The following is a 1,863-nucleotide window of genomic DNA, read 5'->3' on the forward strand; positions in this document are numbered from 1 at the left end:
TGGTGGAGCTGCAGCGCCGCATGGCGGAGAACGGCTCCGTGCTGATGGATGGCCGTGATATTGCCACCAGCGTACTGCCAAATGCCAACGTCAAGATTTTCCTGACCGCCTCCATAGAGGAGCGGGCGCGCCGCCGCTACAAGGAAATGAAGGAAAAGGGCTACGATGTGACGCTGGAAGAGCTGCAGAAGGATATTGCCGCCCGCGATAAGGCGGACAGCGAGCGGGAGATTTCGCCTCTGGTGCAGGCTCCTGACGCTGAGCTTCTGGATACCAGCGACATGGGAATCGATGAGGTTGTTCAGGCTATTGTGGATAGGTGCAGGAACGTGTGACAGACAGGAGAAAAGCAAAATGTTTTACAAATGCTTAAAGTTATTTTTTCAGATAATATTTGGCATTCTGTTTCGTCCTATTGTCAAGGGCAGGGAAAATGTGCCGATGGAGGGCGGCATGATCATGGCGGCCAACCATCTCAGCAACTGGGATCCGCCGATGGCCGGTACGTATATGCCCCGGCCTGTGGCCTATATGGCCAAGGAGGAGCTGTTCAGGCCTGCCATAGCGGGGGCGGTTATTCGCAACCTGTATGCCTTTCCTGTCAAGCGCGGTGCGGCGGACAGGGGCGCCATAAAAACGGCGCTGGGGATTTTGAAGCAGGGGCTATGCCTCGGAGTTTTTCCGGAGGGCACCCGCAGCAAGACAGGCAGGCTGGGCAAGGCTGAATCCGGGGTGGCACTTCTGGCCGCTATGGGCAGGGTGCCGGTGGTGCCTGTGGCGATTATCGGCACGAATAAGATTTTTCAGAATGGCGGCCTGCTGCCAAGGATAAAAATAATTTTTGGCGAACCGCTTTATTTCGAGGGAAAGCACAACGACAAGGAAGCCCTCAATGCTTTTTCAGAAAAAATTATGAGCCGTATTTCTGTCATGATTGATGAGAATGAAGCAGATTTCTAAAAAAAATTGAAAAAATGATAAATTTACATAGCCAAGCTGTAAAATTCATGATATAATGGCAGAGTGTTTTAAGTTGCAGTTTTCTATTTTGAGTTTTGTTTTGAGGTGACCTGATGCGGGAAGTTTATTTGGCGGAAAATCTCGGTTTCTGTTACGGGGTCAAGAGAGCCATTCAGCTTGCGGAGAATTCGGTGACGCCTCAGAGCAGGTCATATACCCTGGGGCCAATCATTCACAATCCGCAGATGGTTGCGAGGCTGGCAGAAGAGGGGATAGGCAAGATTGAAACACTGGATGAAATCACCGAGGGGACGGTCATTGTCCGTTCTCATGGCGTAGGGCCTCATGTTTATGACAAGATTGAGGCCAAGGGACTGAATCTTGTGGACGCTACATGTCCTCATGTGCGCAAGGCCCAGAATTCTGCGAAGAGCCTGGCCGATGAAGGCTATCAGGTGGTCATCGTGGGTGACAAGAATCACCCGGAGGTGCGCAGTATTCTTGAGTGGGCCGGTGAGGGTGCCGTGGCAGTGGATACAGAGGATGAGGCTGACGCACTGCCGGTATACGGCAGGCTCGGCATTGTTTCCCAGACTACGTTTTCCGGTGCCAGATTCAAGAAAATAGTGGGTGTTCTGCTGGACAAGTCCTCTGATGTGAGGATTATCCGCACCATCTGTACGGCAACTGATTTGCGCCAGTCAGCGGCAGTGAAGCTGGCCGGTGAGGTTGAGCTGATGATTGTGGTGGGCGGCAAGAACAGTGCCAATACGACAAAGCTGGCCCAGCTTTGTTCGGAAAAATGTAAAACATACCATATCGAAACAGCCGCAGAGGTGTGTGACGATTGGTTTGCTACAATAAAAAAAATTGGTATTACAGCGGGTGCTTCAACGCCTGACT

Annotated in this window: 3 protein-coding genes; all 3 read left to right on the forward strand. The window is 51.7% G+C overall.

The window, feature by feature from the left end:
* Nucleotides 1-335, forward strand: a 335-nt coding sequence (locus ACI3UA_RS07595) for a (d)CMP kinase (protein WP_439724210.1), incomplete at its 5' end; no start/stop codon positions are given.
* A gap of 19 nt (nt 336-354) precedes the next feature.
* Entirely contained in the window at nt 355-960 is a 606-nt protein-coding gene (locus tag ACI3UA_RS07600) for a lysophospholipid acyltransferase family protein (protein WP_439724211.1), read from the forward strand.
* A 113-nt stretch (nt 961-1,073) separates the two neighbouring features.
* Nucleotides 1,074-1,863, forward strand: a 790-nt coding sequence (gene ispH, locus ACI3UA_RS07605; protein ID WP_439724212.1) for a 4-hydroxy-3-methylbut-2-enyl diphosphate reductase, incomplete at its 3' end; no start/stop codon positions are given.

Source organism: Anaerovibrio sp. (assembly GCF_051866355.1).
GTDB lineage: Bacteria > Bacillota > Negativicutes > Selenomonadales > Selenomonadaceae > Anaerovibrio.